The 15,850-nt window shown below is 67.1% G+C and carries 11 protein-coding genes, 2 tRNA genes and 1 pseudogene; 11 read left to right on the top strand and 3 right to left on the bottom strand.

The genetic code is table 11. The features are described 5' to 3' along the window. Positions 1-99: 99 nt before the first annotated feature. The 4 genes from AC1D2F_RS03415 to AC1D2F_RS03400 all read left to right on the top strand — a co-directional run bounded on the left by AC1D2F_RS03415 (position 100) and on the right by AC1D2F_RS03400 (position 5,023). Positions 100-2,217 carry a DEAD/DEAH box helicase gene (locus tag AC1D2F_RS03415; RefSeq protein ID WP_476966175.1) on the top strand — a complete coding sequence of 706 codons (2,118 nt, stop codon included), beginning with the start codon at positions 100-102 and terminating at the stop codon, positions 2,215-2,217. Between the two features lie 233 nt (positions 2,218-2,450). Beyond that, positions 2,451-2,522 (top strand) — tRNA-Thr (locus AC1D2F_RS03410). Positions 2,523-2,584: 62 nt separating this feature from the next. Continuing rightward, a tRNA-Met gene (locus AC1D2F_RS03405) sits at positions 2,585-2,658 on the top strand. 1,000 nt (positions 2,659-3,658) lie between these two features. Then, positions 3,659-5,023 (top strand): lipocalin-like domain-containing protein, encoded by a 1,365-nt coding sequence (locus AC1D2F_RS03400; protein WP_476966174.1) that lies wholly within the window; start codon positions 3,659-3,661, stop codon positions 5,021-5,023. A gap of 171 nt (positions 5,024-5,194) precedes the next feature. On the opposite strand, the gene AC1D2F_RS03395 is transcribed toward AC1D2F_RS03400, so the two are convergent. Beyond that, complete coding sequence (locus tag AC1D2F_RS03395; protein ID WP_476966276.1) at positions 5,195-5,284, bottom strand: helix-turn-helix domain-containing protein; 90 nt, start codon at positions 5,282-5,284, stop codon at positions 5,195-5,197. Between the two features lie 147 nt (positions 5,285-5,431). On the opposite strand from AC1D2F_RS03395, the gene AC1D2F_RS03390 reads away from it, so the two are divergent. Both AC1D2F_RS03390 and AC1D2F_RS03385 read left to right on the top strand, forming a co-directional pair. Further along, a complete protein-coding gene (locus AC1D2F_RS03390; RefSeq protein WP_476966173.1) occupies positions 5,432-5,710 on the top strand; it encodes a hypothetical protein in 279 nt (92 codons plus the stop codon). Positions 5,711-5,955: 245 nt separating this feature from the next. Next, the gene (locus AC1D2F_RS03385; protein WP_476966172.1) at positions 5,956-7,779 is read left to right on the top strand and encodes a hypothetical protein; all 1,824 of its coding nucleotides are present in this window, start codon (positions 5,956-5,958) and stop codon (positions 7,777-7,779) included. 135 nt (positions 7,780-7,914) lie between these two features. On the opposite strand, the gene AC1D2F_RS03380 is transcribed toward AC1D2F_RS03385, so the two are convergent. Next, positions 7,915-8,505, bottom strand: a complete 591-nt coding sequence (locus AC1D2F_RS03380; RefSeq protein ID WP_476966171.1) for a dihydrofolate reductase family protein — start codon at positions 8,503-8,505, stop codon at positions 7,915-7,917. Between the two features lie 133 nt (positions 8,506-8,638). Between AC1D2F_RS03380 and yidC the strand changes: the two are divergent. From yidC to AC1D2F_RS03365, 3 genes and pseudogenes are all read left to right on the top strand, one after another. Next, positions 8,639-9,415, top strand: a pseudogene (yidC, locus tag AC1D2F_RS03375) (membrane protein insertase YidC); the annotation flags it as partial. Between the two features lie 20 nt (positions 9,416-9,435). Further along, positions 9,436-10,089, top strand: a complete 654-nt coding sequence (locus AC1D2F_RS03370) for an NAD(P)H-binding protein (RefSeq protein WP_229992488.1) — start codon at positions 9,436-9,438, stop codon at positions 10,087-10,089. A 104-nt stretch (positions 10,090-10,193) separates the two neighbouring features. Next, entirely contained in the window at positions 10,194-11,765 is a 1,572-nt protein-coding gene (locus tag AC1D2F_RS03365; RefSeq protein WP_476966170.1) for a Na+/H+ antiporter, read from the top strand. A 3-nt stretch (positions 11,766-11,768) separates the two neighbouring features. Here AC1D2F_RS03365 and AC1D2F_RS03360 read toward each other — a convergent pair whose 3' ends face one another. After that, the gene (locus AC1D2F_RS03360) at positions 11,769-12,971 is read right to left on the bottom strand and encodes an ROK family protein (RefSeq protein WP_476966169.1); all 1,203 of its coding nucleotides are present in this window, start codon (positions 12,969-12,971) and stop codon (positions 11,769-11,771) included. A 103-nt stretch (positions 12,972-13,074) separates the two neighbouring features. On the opposite strand from AC1D2F_RS03360, the gene AC1D2F_RS03355 reads away from it, so the two are divergent. After that, positions 13,075-14,781, top strand: coding sequence for a glycoside hydrolase family 13 protein (locus tag AC1D2F_RS03355; protein WP_476966168.1), 1,707 nt, complete (start codon positions 13,075-13,077; stop codon positions 14,779-14,781). After that, positions 14,778-15,773 carry an aldo/keto reductase gene (locus AC1D2F_RS03350; RefSeq protein WP_290369318.1) on the top strand — a complete coding sequence of 332 codons (996 nt, stop codon included), beginning with the start codon at positions 14,778-14,780 and terminating at the stop codon, positions 15,771-15,773. Before AC1D2F_RS03355 ends, AC1D2F_RS03350 begins: the two co-directional genes overlap by 4 nt. The last annotated feature ends 77 nt before the right edge of the window (positions 15,774-15,850 follow it).

Here is a 15,850-nt window from a genome sequence, read left to right as displayed (position 1 = left end):
GCCGGTCAACGTACGCCCGGCAATTCGTGTCACGCGTACTGCGGCTCCGCTCACCTCGGGTTGTGCCGCTTGGCCCCTATGGATGAGGAAATTTCACCTATGCCCGAAAATCAGAACAACTCCGTCGACACCGAAACCGTTCAGAGCGACGTCGAGACTTCTGAAACGGCTGCACCCGCAGCCGGCTCCGCCCCGGAATTCACCGAGGCTCCTGCGAACTTTGTAGCACCGGCCGCCGAGGCTGCCCCGCAGGCTGACACCAAGACCGAGGCCACTTCCGCCCCGGCCAAGGACGAGGACGCCGAGGAAGAAGGCGTCAAGTTCGTAGACCTCGGCATCGACGGCCGCGTCCTCGCCGCCCTGCAGGACGTCGGCTACGAGAAGCCGTCCCCGATCCAGGCAGCAACCATCCCGCTGCTGCTCGAAGGCCGCGACGTCGTGGGCCTGGCCCAGACCGGCACCGGTAAGACTGCAGCTTTCGCAGTACCGGCGCTGTCCCGTCTGGCCGAGCTCCACGACCTCAACGGCCCCTCCCGCAAGACCCAGGCCCTGGTGCTGGCTCCCACCCGCGAGCTCGCCCTCCAGGTTGCCGAGGCCTTCACCTCCTACGCCAAGCACATCGACGACTTCACCGTCCTCCCGGTGTACGGCGGCTCCGCCTACGGCCCCCAGCTCGCCGGCCTGCGCCGCGGCGCCCAGGTTGTCGTCGGTACCCCCGGCCGTGTCATCGACCACATCTCCAAGGGTTCCCTCGACCTGTCCGAACTCCAGTACCTCGTGCTGGATGAGGCCGACGAGATGCTCCGCATGGGCTTCGCCGAAGACGTGGAGCAGATCTTCCAGCAGACCCCCGCGGGCCGCCAGGTTGCGCTGTTCTCCGCCACGATGCCGAGCCAGATCCGCCGGCTCTCCAAGCAGTACCTGAACAACCCGGCCGAGGTGCAGGTCAAGTCCAAGACCACCACGGGCGCCAACACCCGCCAGCGCTACCTGCAGGTCATGGGCCCGCACAAGCTCGACGCGCTGACCCGCATCCTCGAGGTCGAAGAGTTCGAGGGCGTCATCGCCTTCGTGCGGACCAAGATGGCCACCGAGGACCTCGCCGACAAGCTGCGCTCCCGCGGCTTCCAGGCCGCCGCCATCAACGGCGACATCCCGCAGCAGCAGCGTGAGCGCACGGTCGAGGCCCTGCGCGACGGCAAGATCGACATCCTTGTCGCCACCGACGTCGCCGCCCGCGGCCTGGACGTCGAGCGCGTCAGCCACGTGGTCAACTACGACATCCCGCACGACACCGAGTCCTACGTCCACCGCATCGGCCGCACCGGACGCGCAGGCCGTTCCGGCGACGCGATCCTGTTCATGACGCCGCGCGAGAAGTACCTGCTGCGTTCCATCGAGAAGGCGACCCGCCAGCCGGTGGAGCAGATGCACCTGCCCACGGCCGAGACCGTCAACACGCTGCGCCTGGGCAAGTTCGCCGAGCGCATCACGGAGACCCTCGAGTCCGAGGACGTCGCCGCGTTCCGCGACCTTATCTCCTCCTACGAGGAAGAGCACAACGTGCCGGCCTCGGAGATCGCCGCCGCACTGGCCGTCATGGCCCAGGGCGGACAGCCGCTCCTGGTCAAGGAACTGCCGGCAGCGCCCGAGTTCCAGAAGCGCGAGCGCTCCAAGGACGGCTTCGGCTCACGCGGCCCGACCCGCACCCTGACCGAGGGCAACGCCACCTACCGGATCGCCGTCGGACGCCGCCAGCGCGTCATGCCGGGTTCCATCGTTGGCGCCATTGCCAATGAAGGCGGCATCTCCTCGGCCCAGATCGGCGGCATCGACATCCGCTCGGATCACTCCCTCGTGGAGCTCCCGGCGGACCTCAGCGCCGATCAGCTGAAGGCCCTGTCCCGCACCCGGATCGGCGGCGAGCTGATCCACCTCGAGCTCGACAACGGCCGCAAGCCCTCCGGGGACCGCGGCTCCTACCAGGGCAACCGCGGCGGCGACCGCGGCGGGGACCGTGGCGGCTACTCCGGCGGCAGCGGCAACTTCAAGGGCAACGGCGGCTTCAAGCGCGAATTCCGCAAGGGCGACGGCGAGCGGTCCTCCGCTGACCGTGGCGGCCGCTCCTTCAGCGAGCGTTCCGAGCAGCGCAGCTTCGGCGCCGACACCCGCAAGCCCCGCACCGAAGGCGGCTTCAAGCCCCGCAACAAGTGGTAACCACTAGCACTATCTGAGAACGGGCCGGCTCCCTGAGCCGGCCCGTTCTTGCTTTAAGCATTCCGCCCCGTGTTCGCTTCGTCACAGCCGAGGCGGCCGGCGGGTCCGGGGTGCCGTTTTAGGCTCCCAGGACCGTGCTGGGAGCCCGGATTTCCGCCGGTTTCGGCCCGTCCGACGCCGTCCGGCCGCCGATTTGTTGGTGAGCGAATCTTCCGGTAGAGTATTTACTCGTTGCCCCCCTAGCTCAGTGGTAGAGCGCGTTCTTGGTAAGAACGAGGTCACCGGATCGATTCCGGTGGGGGGCTCTGGATGAGGGCCTGTGTCAAGGCGGTTTTTGACCGGCTTAGCGCAGGTTTTCCTCATTTATGGCGGTGTAGCTCAGTTGGTTAGAGCGCACGACTCATAATCGTGAGGTCGGGAGATCGAGCCTCCCCACCGCTACAGGCAAGACCCCCGGAATCCTTTGAGATTCCGGGGGTTTTTCTGTTTCGGGAGGGTCTGCCGGTTATAGAGGTCTCTCCCTTTCCCCAGAAAACCACCAACTTCTCTCCCCGATGGATACAAAATGGATACTCCGGACGGGTTCAAGGGCGGGCCAACAATTATGTGGAGCGGCACTGGGGTCCACCGTGGCCTGTGGACGGGGCTGCCCCCCCTGTGAGCGTCGGGCTTGTCTATTGGAAGGCTGAGTTGGCATGTCACGGGCGACTGGCTGCGTAATACAACTTTGGGCGGGCGATCTGCCCGGCGGTTTCCTTCGCATCGGTCATGCGGGGACCCGTCCGTCCTCCAGGACGACCCCGAAGGCGCGGTCAAAGTCGGCCAGATACCGCAAAATGCCTCCGTCCCCCGGTACCCGAGCACGCACCGGGCTGATGAGCTCCCCGGGTCGGAGACGCCTGATCTGTGCTGAACTGGTCCATTCGGAATTTGCGGGTCTTGCCCTGCAATGTCATCCGGGGTAATGCTGGACGAAGGGATCCGAGCAGACTTCGAGCTGACGGTTTCCCGGGAGATTGCCATGTGGAAGCGTGGCGAAGCCGAGGTCGACGTGAATCACGAAGCATCGGCCCGCGCGCCGCCGCAAGTGTTACTGGATTGACTGTGGTCGGGGCGAACCCTCACGTGACGGTTGCGAGCGTGGCCGCACCGGTCCCGGCCGCACCAAGCAGGATTGAGGCTTGGATTCCTGAGTGCTCATCCCGAGGTTGACCACAATCCCAAGCCGGGACGGAATGGTGAACGGCGGCCACCCTTCGGTGGCCGCACCAAGCCCCGCTGGAAATGCTCGAACCGGATGGCCGGATCAGCATTCTCTCGTATGGGGCGTTTGATGCGCGGCGTTCGAATCGGCCACCCAGCGCCGCAGACCCGCGACGGATCCTCGATTAGTCGGCCTCAGACAACGAAGGCCAGTGGGGGTCCACCAGGAGGTTTAGCTATGTATGAGACCCAAGAGCAGAAACATCGCCCGGTGACCGAGCGCGATGGTGAAAGTGCGGACGTCGCCCGCGCGTCAGGAACAGGAATCAACCGCCGTAGGGTCTTGGAATCGGGTCTGGCCATGGCCGCCACGGCGGGTCTGTTGGGGGCCCGCGTCGCTCCTCCGGAAAGCGCGGCCGCCCCCGGGGAGCCTGGCCCGTTCCAGGAAGTCAGCGGCCATGCCCTGTACCTCTTGCCGCAGGACCACAAATGGCACACGGGCGGAATCTTCGACAGCGGCCAGGTCCAGGAGTGGCACTACTGGACCGGCTTCTTCACCGATGACGACACCGGGGAAGAGTTCGGCGTTTTCTACAACATCACGAACAACCCGAGTGCGCCCGGAGGGCCCTCGCTGTGGCAGCAAGGCGTCAGCTTCTCGTTCGGGGACTTCGCCAAGCAGGAGTTGATCTGGTCGCACCAGCCGACTGCTGTTGGCTCATTGCAGGCGACACGGCCGCCGGACTCGACCTCGCCGGACGACTTCCAGTACAACGCCAAAGGCGAGAACGTGGAATTCACCACGGTGTACCGTGCCGAGCCTGACACGTGGCGCTTCCAATTCACGGGTGTTGCCGCAAACAACGGGAACTCACCCCTCGCCATGGACATGGAGAACACGGCCCAGTCACCGTACGGCTACATGCCGGTCGGGCTTGCCGGCTTTGAGAATCAGAACATCCCCTGGAACGGGCAGAACCTGGATCCGGCCAACCTGTACTCCCTGTCGTACTACTACACCGGTCCGATTTCGAAGAGCAAGGGCACCGTCACCATCGGCGGTAAGACCCGCCATCTCACCGGCACGATCTGGTTTGAGCACCAGTGGGGGAACTACAACTCCGGGAAGGAGCCGTGGACGACTGCATATACCTGGGGGGCGCTGACGTTCAACGATGGCACCGTTTTCACTTGGCGCCAGTGGTACGGCGCGCCCAACGGATCGGCTCCCCTCCAACCGATTCTGGAGATCGGCCGCAACTCGTTTGGGACGCCCAATGGGACACCGGACGGCAGCCTTACCTTCCACGTGGGGAACAACGCGGAGTGGAAAGCGTTGAAGACCTGGAAATCACCGGTGAGCGGGCGCAACATCGCCACTCAGGTGCAACTGACCAGCACCTTCGGGACCTGGTACCTCACGAACGTCTTCGACAACTACGAGATGCCCTGGGGCTACCCGCCCTACGGGACCAATCCATATAGCTTTGTCGAAGCTGCGATGTGGGTCCGTACCGGCTCGGTCGACGGGCCGATTGTCGGCCACGCTTTCGCGGAGCAGGGCAACCAGCTCACCCTGTACGAGGGTGCAGTTCCCGGGTAGCGGCTCCGGCCGCCTCGCTCACGTGCGCGTCCCGATGGGGTCCTGGCCTCGTTGGCAGGCGGCGGGTCGGATGGTGCGCCTGCGGCCCACGGGCATGCTACTTCACCGACACCGTTGCCCGTGTACGAGAAAGCCCCCGGCATAAACCGGGGGCTTTCTCTTGTCAGGGCTTCACTTGGCTAGGTAGCGGTACAGCGTAGCAACCGAGACGCCTACCGCGTCCGCGGTCTCTCGGGGGCTCCTGACGCCAGCCGCGTGCAACTGCTTCGCCCTGCTGACCTTGGCGCTGTCCAATAGTGTGGGTCGGCCTCCGTTGCGGCCGCGTGCACGCGCCGCTGCAAGCCCAACATTGGTGCGTTCCCGGAGCAGGCCTCGTTCGGAATCCTCGTCGTTGGCGGGGGAACCCAGATGGCGGCCAACGGTGAGGTTACTGAGTGCGATATCGAAATTGACGAACTGTCCGATGTGACGGTCGATGCCGTATCCGAAACCCTTGCCACAATGCTCGCGCCCAAGGGTTCCACCCTGTACGTGTCAGACCAAGACCGTCGAATCGATTTCGGCGCACATGAAGGATTGGCCCTCTACCTCAACGGCACCGACCTTCCAGACGATGTGTATCGGGACTGCGACTCCAATCATGTCTACGAAGAATGCGGTCGATTGCTGGAGGGTTGGGGATCGTGAGCAGTCACTGGCAACGACCTCAGGAAACAGCGCTGTATATGTACGGATGGGATTTCAAGGCCCTGCAGGAGAGGCTGGCTCCGTTCCTGCAGGAGTATCCGCTGTGCCAGCAATGCCGCGTGACCCAAATCGCGTGATAACGAGATCCCGGCGCCCTGACCTGCGCAAACATTGCCCAAAACGTGTCTGGATACTATGCTCGGCGACGGGGGAGCCGGGAGCCGGCTCAAAGACTGGGGGAACAATTGAACAAGAAGACCATCCGCCTCGGTATCGCCGGGGCACTCGCCGCGCTCTCGCTTGCCGGCCTCGCCGTTCCGGCGCAGGCCTCCCATGAGTGGGTCATCCCGCCGAACCTCGATTCCTGCGGCCCGGTCGTCGACTTCGTCAAATACTGCACGGCCGAAAACGGATCGGCCTATCCGGTGCTGGTCAGCGGCGCCGTCGCCGGTCCGCGGCCCGGCATCGGCGGGGCCCTCCAGGTCGGCAGAACCCTGACCGTTGTTGACGGTGACTGGGATCCCGCGGACGCCACGCTGACGCATCAGTGGCTGCGCAACGACGTGCCCGTGCTGGGCGCCACCGGCACCACCTACCGGCTTACCGAGGCGGACCTCGGCAAGGGCATCCGGGTCAAGACCACGGCGGTAGCCCCGAGCTATGCAAATACGACCCTGCAGTCCACCAAAACCGCCCCCGTCACGACCGCCGGCGGCGCCGTCCAGTCTCTCATTGCGGGGGACATTGGTATCGGTACGTATGACACCCACCCGGATAGGCCCAGCCGCCTCGTGTACGCAGGGGCGGGTTTTCGGGACGCTCCGGTCGTCTACCGCCAGTACCAGTGGCTTCGCGACGGCACGCCCATCCCGGGTGCCACCGCGCATGTGTTCGACCCGAGGGGTTCGACGGGGCTGCTCAGCGTCAGGGTCACCGGCCACGCTCCCGGGTTTATGCCGGCCACCGGGACCTCTGTACCGCGAAAGGTTTCTGACTTCGACCCAGCCCCCGGCGCCGTGGTCACCGGCGGCACCGGCCTGGGGGACGTCCTCACTGCCGCTGATGATGTTCCCTGGTCTGGCGACAACCGGGCGCACACCTACCAGTGGCTGCGCGACGGCGTCCCGATCTCCGGAGCCACCGCGCTGACCTACAAGATCACGGCCAAGGACCAGGGCCACACCCTGGTCCTGATGACCGACCCTTCTTGGTACGACACCAAAATCTACTCCAACGCGGTCGCCGTGCCGGCCGCCGCCGGGGTGGAGCTGAAGCAGCTGACGAATGTCACCAAGCCGGTCGTGACCGGGGACGCCGTGACCGGCTCTGTGATGAAGGTGTCGGCCGGGACCTGGTCCGTGCCCTCCGACAAGCTGAAGGTCACCTACAACTGGTTCGCTCCGGACGGGACGGTAGCGGCCACCGGCCCGAGCTTCACCCCGGACGGGTCCCAAGTTGGCAAGACCCTCACCGTCCTCGTGACTGCGTCCGCCCCCGGCTACACCACCGCCCGGGTAAAAGTCACCGCACCCAAGCCCGTGACCGCGCGTGAGTCGACACGGGCCATTACCGGAACCCTGACCGTCGGGTCGAAGGTGACCGTGACTCCCGACCCCTGGTATGACCGGGCGGGGATCACTTCGGACGTAATGTGGCTGCGCGACGGCGTCCAGATCGCCGGGGCCTACGGCTGGAGTTACGTCCTGACGAAGGCCGACGCCGGCACGAAGCTCTCGGCCAGCGTGTTCCCGACTGTGCCGGGCGGCATGTACCAGACGATCAACGCTTCGGCGAGGGTGGCGGGTCTGCCCCTGATTTCGGCCACGCCGACGATTGTCGGCACCCTCACGGCCGGGAATGTCCTGACCGTGAAGCGGGGAACCTGGAGCTGGGGCACTGCCTTCACGTACCGCTGGCTCCGCAACGGCGTCGTCATCTCTGACGCCTATGCATCCACCTACAAGGTCCGGACCGCCGACAAGGGCACCAAGCTCACCGTCCGCGTCACGGGCTCCCGGTTCGGCTACACCACCGTCTCCCGGACCAGCGCGGCGCGCATCGCACAATGACACAGGCCGCTGACGCCTGGGATGCCTCCTGCGGATGAACCGAGACCCCCGGAATCCTTGAGATTCCGGGGGTCTTTCTGTCTCCATGGGATTGAGTTTTCCGAACGCCGCCTCTTGGTTTCCCCGGTCAGCTTGTCAGCGGATTACCCGATAACGCACGTGGGTGACGAGGCGGGTACCGCTTACTTCCGTCGGCTCAAGCTTGAGGTTCGCGACGCCGTCCAGAAGCCGCTCGCCCGCGCCCAGGAGGATGGGCGAGATGTGGAGCCGCAGCTCGTCGATCAGCCCCGCCGAAAGGTATTCGCGGACGGTCTGCGCTCCTCCGGCAATGGCCACATCCTTGCTGCCGGCGGCCTTCCGCGCCTGGGCCAGCGCCGATTCGATCCCATCGGTCACGAAGTTGAACGTGGTGCCGCCCTGCATCTCCAGGGTCTCGCGTGCATGATGGGTGAGCACGAACACGGGTGCGTGATAGGGCGGATCCTCACCCCACCATCCCCGCCATCCCTCGTCCCAGGCCCCAGGGCCTGCGAACATGTTCCGTCCCATGATGTAGGCGCCTGCCGCGAGGATGCCTTCGCGCTCGGCTGCGTTGGACTCGGGTTCCTCGAACTGCCACCTGTGCAGGAGCTCTCCGCCCTCGCCCAGGGGGTCCGCCAGGCTTTGGTTCGGGCCGGCGACGAATCCGTCGAGGGAGATAGTCAGATCGCATGTGACTTGGCTCATGCGCCCATCATGCCACCACCCGGCGGTTCGGGTCCGGCTGAGTTTCCCGGTCTCATGCCCTCACGCAGCTTGAGCCCGTGACAAGCCGCCCGTTTCACCGTAGTTTTGCAGCACCTGACGGTTGGGGATACCAGTGGACTTCTTCGGTACCATCATGGGCCCGTTCAGATGGCTGGTCTCGGCCATGTTGGCGGGCTTCCATGACGGACTCAGCGCCATCGGCCTGCCGGCGGCCAGTGGCTGGACGTGGACCCTGTCCATCATCGGGCTGGTGCTGGTCATCCGTGCCGCCCTGGTCCCTGTGTTTCTCAAGCAGGTCAATGCCCAGCAGCGCATGGGACTGCTGCAGCCGGACCTGAGGAAGCTGCAGGAGAAGTACAAGGGCAAGACCGATCCGCTGTCCCGCCAGGCCATGGCCCAGGAACAGATGGCCCTGTACAAGAAGCACGGCACCAACCCGTTCTCGGCCTGCCTGCCCATGCTGATTCAGCTGCCCTTTTTCTTCGCGCTGTTCCAGGTGCTCTCCGGCGTCAGCACCGCGGCCGGCCAGGGCGAAGGAATCGGTGCCATGAGCGCCGAGCAGGTCAATCAGTTCGACCAGTCCACCATTTTCGGCGCCCCGCTGTCCGCATCCCTGCTGCACGGCAGCGGCACCAGCCAACTTTCGGTGTGGGTCCTTTCCATCGTGATGATCCTGGCCATGACGGCCGCGCAGTTCATCGCGCAGAAGAAGATCATGGCCAGGACCTTGTCCGACGAGGCCCTGGAGAGCCCCTTCCTGCGCCAGCAAAAGGTGCTTCTGTACGGCCTGCCGATCGTCTTCGGCCTGGGCGGCATCGTGTTCCCCATCGGCGTCCTGATCTACTGGACCACCACCAACCTCTGGACCATGGGGCAGCAGTTCGCCATCAGGTGGGACAGAATGGGTCCATGACGCGAATCGCAATCATCGGCGGCCACGGCAAGGTGGCTTTGGAACTGTCCAGGATCCTGACGGCGGACGGGCAGGAGGTCACCTCCTTCATCCGCAACCCGGACCATGCGGCCGACGTCGCGGCCACCGGGGCCACGCCGACGCTTCTGGACGTGGAGAACGCGACGACGGCGCAGATCGCCGATGCCCTGCGGAACCACGACGCCCTGGTGTTCTCTGCCGGGGCCGGCGGCGGCAGCCCCGAACGGACCTACGCCGTGGACCGGGACGCCGCGATCCGTTCGATGGACGCCGCTGCCGAAGCCGGTGTCAGCAGGTACGTCATGGTCTCCTACTTCGGCGCCGGGCCGGACCACGGGGTCCCCGCCGACAACGGCTTCTTCGCCTACGCCGAGGCCAAGGCCGCGGCGGATGCCTACCTGCGCGGCTCAGGCCTTGACTGGACCATTCTGGGGCCCGGCACGCTGACGGCCGGACCCGGCAACGGGATGATCGACGTCGACCCCGCCGATACGTCGGACGGCACCGCAACCGCCCGCGCCAACGTCGCCCTGGTGGCGGCGGCGGTCCTCGGGCTGCCCGGCACGATCGGGCGCACCATCGAGTTCCGGGACGGCACCCTCCCGCTCGCGGCAGCCCTGCAACCATAGGCCCGGCACCGGAAGCCCGGCACCGCTGACCTCGATAGGGTAGTGGGGGCGGCCCGTGCATCCACCCGGGATTCCCCCGGCCCGCCTCCGGGGAAAGCGGGCACATGGACCAGTTGGCACTTATCGTTGGACTCCTGCTGGCCACAGTGGGGGCCGTGGGCCTGGGCGACCGGCTGAAGCTGCCCTACCCCGTGCTGATGCTGCTCCTGGCCGTCGCCCTGACGTTCATCCCCGGCTTCCCGGAGATCCAGATCTCGCCCGAGCTGATCCTGCCCATCTTCCTGCCGCCGCTGCTCTTCGCGACGGCCCAGCGCAGTTCCTGGGCCGTTTTCCGGGTCCGCTGGCGCACCTTGCTCATGCTCGCCGTCGCACTCGTTGTGGTCTCGACGGCGGTGGTGGCCGGCGCGGCCTGGCTCATGATCCCGGGCATCGGCATTCCGGCCGCGATCGCCCTGGGCGCCATGGTGGCTCCGCCCGATCCCGTGGCCGTGGACTCCATCGCCAGCCGAGTCCATATGCCGCGGCGGCTCATCAATGTGCTCCAGAGCGAGGGCCTCTTCAACGACGCCGCCGCCATCGTCATCTTCCAGGCAGCCGTGGCCGCCGCCGTAGCCGGCACCAAGATCGCCTCCGACGTCGTCCCCCAGTTTGTCCTCGGAGCCGCGATCGCGGTGGTCGTGGGGATCGGCGTGGGCTGGTTCACGAGCCTGATCACCCGCCTCGTGACCTTCATGGTGGCCCGCAGCGCCGTCACCCTCGTGGTGCCGTTTGCCGCCTACATCCTGGCCGAGGAGCTGCACGCCTCCGGGGTGATCGCCGTCGTCGTCACCGCCCTGGAAATCCAGCGCCACTCCAGGCCCGGGGACGCCGCGGAGAGAGTCACCCGCGCCGCGTTCTGGGACGTCGTGGAACTGCTGATCACCGGCCTGGCATTTGGGCTGGTGGGGCTGGAAATACGGCAGGTCATCCATGAGGAAGGCAGCGCCGTTTTCGGCATGATCGGGACGGCGGCGGTTGTGTGCGTCCTCGTGTTCGCCGCCCGTTTCGCCTGGTTGGCCATGATGTCCGGATTGTCCAGGGCCAGGAAGGACGTCCTGCGCCCTACCTCGGCCAAGGACGTGCTGATCCTGACCTGGTGCGGCATGCGCGGCCTGGCCACCCTGGCGCTGGCGCTGGCCCTTCCGCTGACGATTGCGGACGGCGCGCCGTTCCCGGCCCGGAGCGAGCTGCTGGTGATCGCCTGCGCGGTCCTGCTGGCCACCCTGGTGCTGCCCGGGCTGACGCTGCCGTGGCTCATGCGGGTCCTGAAAGCGTCCGAGGACGGCTCGGAAGAACGCGACGCCGCCCGCGTGCTGGCCCGCCGAGCGCAACAGGCAGCGATCGCCGCGCTCAAGGACAACGAGCTGATGAAGGAACTGCCGGCGGAGAAGGTGGCGCTGGTGAAGGAGAAAATGACCCGGCTGCATGCCGAGCTGCTGGACGGGAGCCTAAAGAATGAAAGCGCGGGGGAGCAGCGCCAACGCGGCCGCGAACTGGCGATTGCCGTGCAGACAATCGCCCTCGACGCGGCCCGCCAGGAAGTCGTGGCGGCCCGGAACGAACCGGGCATGGACCCGGAAGTCGCAGACCGGGTGTTGCGGCAGCTGGACCTGCGCACCATGATCATGCCGGACTAAGGATCAGGCCGGCGCGGGCAGGGCCAGCTCCAGGGCATTCGCCTCGACGTAGTCCAGGGCATGCCGGACCGCGCCTGCCGTGACGATCGCGTCGCCCAGAGGCGAGACCGTCACTCGCGGGGGAGTCGCGGTGAAGCGGGGGAGCAGCGCTGTGATGCCCGGCAGGAGCACGCCGGCGGACTCGGCGACGGCACCGCCGATCACCACCTGCTCGGGGTTGATCAGGCTCGCGATCGAGGCGATGACGCGCGCCATGCGCTCCGAAATCCGGTCCAGGATTGCCAGCGCCGCCGCGTCCCCGGCGGCCGCGTCCGCGAAGACGCGCGGCGCGCTGGCCGGACCGCCCGCGGATGGCCCACCGTCTGCCGCGGACCACTGCCTCACCAGGGCCGCGATGCCGTCGCTGGAGCCAACGCCCTCCACCATGTCCAGATAGCCCATCTCGCCGGCGGCCCCGCCGCGGCCGTGGAGCAGGCGCCCGGACTCCATCACTCCGGCGCCCAGCCGTTCGCCCGCCAAAAGCACCACCAGATCGTCCACGCCCACGCCGGACCCGCGCCAGCGCTCACCGAGCGCGGCCAGATTGGCGTCGTTTTCCAGGAGCACGGTCCAGCCGTGCAGCTCCTTCAGCGCTGAGCGGAGCCCGACGTCGAACAGGCTCCAAAACCGCTGCGTCACGAGGACGTTGCCGTCCCGGTCCACCGGTGCGGCGATCCCGGCGCCGACGGCCAGAACCCTGCCCGGGTCTGCTCCCGCTGCTTCCAGCGCCTGGCGGCAGGCGAGATCGACGACGCCGATCCGCTCAAGGGCGGGGATGTCCGCCGCGCGGAAGCTCCCGCTGGAGCGGCCGATCACCCTGCCGCGGAGGTCGGCCACGGCGGCGGTGGTGGTCGCGGCGCCAATGTCGAGGCCCAGCACGAAGCCCGCCTCCCGGTTGAAGGCAAAGCGCCGGGCAGGGCGGCCCTTTCGCGGAACTGGGGGCACGCCCCAGCCAGCATGGGGTTCATTGCGGGGCTGGTCCAGCTCCACGATCCAGCCCCGGCCGATCAGGTCCTCGCAGACGGCAATCACCGAGGCCCGGGTGAGCCCGGTCAGGGCCATGAGCTCGGTTCCGGTGGCAACGTCGGCGCCGCGGATGTGGCGCAGCACGGCCTGGGCGTTGACACGGCGCAGCAGTTGCGGCGTGGCGGCGGCTGCGTGCGGCATCACTTCTTGACCTCTTCTGTCCCCGGACCCATAATTGTTCAGGCAATATATTTAGCTTGTATCTAAATTACCAGAAGCCCTCCCAGACCCGAAGGAATCTCCTTTGACCAACACCGCCACGCTGGCAACCCTGTCCGGTTCCGACCTCGCCGCCGACCCCAACTGGTGGCGCCAGGCATCGGTGTACCAGATCTACCCGCGGAGCTTTTCCGATTCCAACGGTGACGGCCTGGGCGATATCAAGGGCATCACCGCCAAGGTGCCGTACCTGAAGGAACTCGGGATCGACGCCGTCTGGCTCTCCCCGTTCTACCCCTCGGCGCTTGCCGACGGCGGCTACGACGTCGACCACTACCGCGACGTGGACCCCAAGCTCGGCACCCTGGCGGACTTCGACGAGATGTCCGCCGCGCTGCACGCCGCCGGCATCAAGCTGATCGCCGACATCGTCCCCAACCACTCCTCGAACCGGCACGAATGGTTCCAGGAGGCCTTGGCCTCCCCGCGCGGATCCGCCGCCCGCGAACGCTACATCTTCCGCGACGGCCTCGGCGAAAACGGCGAGCTCCCGCCCTCGGACTGGGAGTCCGTCTTCGGCGGCCCCGCCTGGGAGCGCATCACCGAGCCCGACGGCACACCCGGCCAGTGGTACATGCACATCTTCGCCAAGGAACAGCCGGACCTGAACTGGGCCAACCGCGAAATCCGTGACGACTTCCTCAAGACACTCCGTTTCTGGTCCGACCGCGGCGTGGACGGCTTCCGCGTCGACGTCGCCCACGCGCTGACCAAGGACCTCACCGAGCCCCTGATCTCCAAGGTGGAGCTCAGCGCCGCCAACACGGGCACGGACGGATTCCCGGACGGCTCGCACCCGTTCTGGGACCGCGACGAAGTCCACGAGATCTACGCCGAATGGCGCGAGGTGTTCAACGAGTACAACCCGCCGCGTACGGCCGTCGCCGAGGCCTGGGTGCACGCCACCCGCCGCGCCCGCTACGCCAGCCCGGAGGGCCTGGGCCAGGCGTTCAACTTCGACCTCCTGCAGGCCGACTTCGACGCCGGCGAGTTCCGCGAAATCATCGCCCGGAACCTCGCCGAGGCCACGGAATCCGGGGCCTCCTCCACCTGGGTCTTCTCCAACCACGACGTCGTCCGCCACGCCACCCGCTACGGCCTACCCCAGGGCGGCGGCAAGCACGCCCAGGGCCAGGACGGCAAGGGCTGGCTGCTGGCCGGCGCCCCTGTCGAAGAGCTCGACGTCGAACTCGGCCTGCGCCGGGCCCGCGCCGCCACCTTGCTGATGCTGGCCCTGCCGGGTTCGGCCTACCTGTACCAGGGCGAGGAACTGGGCCTGCAGGAAGTCACCGAGATCCCCGACACCGAGCGTCAGGACCCCACCTTTTTCCGGAACAAGGGCGTAGAGATCGGCCGCGACGGCTGCCGCGTGCCGCTGCCGTGGGCTCCGGAGGGCACTTCGTTCGGCTTCGGCGCCGGCGGGGCGCACCTGCCCCAGCCGGCCTGGTTCGGCCGCTACGCCGTGGTAGCCCAGGACGGCGTGGAAGGTTCCACCCTCGAGCTCTACCGCAAGGCCCTGAAGCTGCGCCGCGAACTGCAGACCTCGGAGGAACTGCAATGGCAGGAAGCCGGCAGCGCCGACGTCCTGCGCTTCAGCCGTCCCGGCGGCTGGCAGACGGTGACCAACTTCGGCGACGCACCGGTTGACCTGCCTGCCGGCGAGGTGCTGGTCAGCAGCGGCCCGCTGGAAGATGGACAGCTGCCGGCCAACACCACCGTCTGGCTGCGGTGAGGCCCGCACCGAAGGATTCGTCCGGCGCGGCCGCCCTCGACGGGAACCTTCCCCAGGAACTCGTCTACGGCTGCATGGGCCTGGGCGGGAACTGGTCGGCGGAACCGTACTCGTCCGCGCACGTGGACGAGGCGGCCGCCGCCGTCGACGCCGCCATGAGCGCGGGCATCACGCTCTTTGACCACGCGGACATCTACACCAAGGGCAAAGCCGAAGCCGTCTTCGGCGAGGTCCTGGCCCGGACCCCCGGGCTGCGGGAGAAGATCCGGCTGCAGACCAAATGCGGCATCCGGCTGGGCGAGCAGGGCCTGGAGGCCTACTACGACCTCAGCCGGGACGGCATCCTGGCGCGGGTCAACGAAAGCCTGGCCCGGCTCCGCACGGACTACGTCGACGTGCTCATGCTGCACCGCCCCGATCCCCTGATGGATCCGGCGGAGGTGGCATCCGCCGTCGGGCAGCTCATGGCCGAGGGCAAAGTGCGGGCAGTGGGCGTGTCCAACATGTCGGGCCCGCAGATCGAGATGCTGCAGGACCGGCTCGAGGTGCCCGTGGTGGGCAACCAGCTCGAAATGAGCCTGCTGAAGCGGGCCTGGCTCGAAAGCACGGTGCTGGTCAACCACGCTGAGGGCACGGACTACAGCTTCCCGCACGGCACCGTGGAGCATTGCGTCCGGAACGGCATCCGGCTGCAGGCATACGGGTCGCTGGCCCGCGGCCTGTACACCGGTGCGCCGGCGGCCGTGCCGACGCCGGCAGAGGAGGCCACCAGCGCCCGTGTGGCCGCCCTGGCCGCCGCGAAGGGGACCACGGGGGAGGCGATCGTGCTGGGCTGGCTCATGAAGCACCCAGCCGGGATTGCGCCCGTGATCGGCACCGCCAACCCGGACAGGATCCTCGCCTGCGCCGGTGCCGCCGAGGCCGCCGAGGCGATGACCCGCGCCGAGTGGTACGGCCTCTGGATCGCGGCCAGGGGAAGCAACATCCCCTAGCCAGTCCCGCCGTAACCCACCCCGACTAGCTGGCAGGCGAGGCCGTTTGGAGTCCTGAAAACGGCTTCTGCTGCCAG

It is taken from the genome of Arthrobacter sp. P1_B3, assembly GCF_056406615.1.
The sequence above is the reverse complement of the archived record's forward strand: the minus strand, read 5'-3'. Positions and strand labels throughout refer to the sequence as shown.